Annotated in this window: 1 pseudogene; it reads right to left on the bottom strand. The window is 43.3% G+C overall.

The features are described from left to right. Positions 1–631, bottom strand: a pseudogene (locus A3735_RS26070) (molybdopterin-dependent oxidoreductase); the annotation flags it as partial.

The raw sequence follows: 631 nt of genomic DNA, 5'->3' as shown, positions 1-631 counted from the left end.
GTGATTTTTTCTTGCCATGCTGGCGTGTATGGCTTGTCTTCGTCAAAACTTGATGCTGAATTTGCACAGTTTAAACCGTGCTCAACACCGTAGTATGCAAGAGTCAGGTCAAATACAGTTGCAACCAACTTCTCACTACCATCTGCTAACTTAATTTTCTTAGCAGGTACTTTACGTAGTTGATTCGCATCGTGATCAGTATGATCAAAATAACCGTATTCGTGCTCTTGTCCACCGAAGTAAGGGAAGGAAACTTCAACCACTTCGTCTGCACTATCTTTTAGTGATAAGCCTAATTTGATCTCTTCGCCGGTATTACCGTCTAGCTGATCAATATTCCACTTACCTTTTTCACCCCAGCGATAACCTATTGAACCGGTAGGTGAAACCAACTCATTGCTCGCATCGTTAACTGCAATCGTCTTCCACTCAGGGTTGTTTTCTTGACCCAAGTTACCATCGAGATCAGAGGCTCTTAGGAAGCGACCTTGCTGTAAGCCTTGATCAGACTCTTCTAACATAACCAAGTAAGGGAAATCAGTCTTGGTACGCACGTATTCAGTGAAGTAAGCACTTGGCTTATCTACGTGAAACTCTTTCAGAATAACGTGGCCCATTGCCATCGCTACTG

It is taken from the genome of Oleiphilus sp. HI0061, from assembly GCF_001635675.1.
This window is presented reverse-complemented; position numbering and strand designations above follow the sequence as displayed.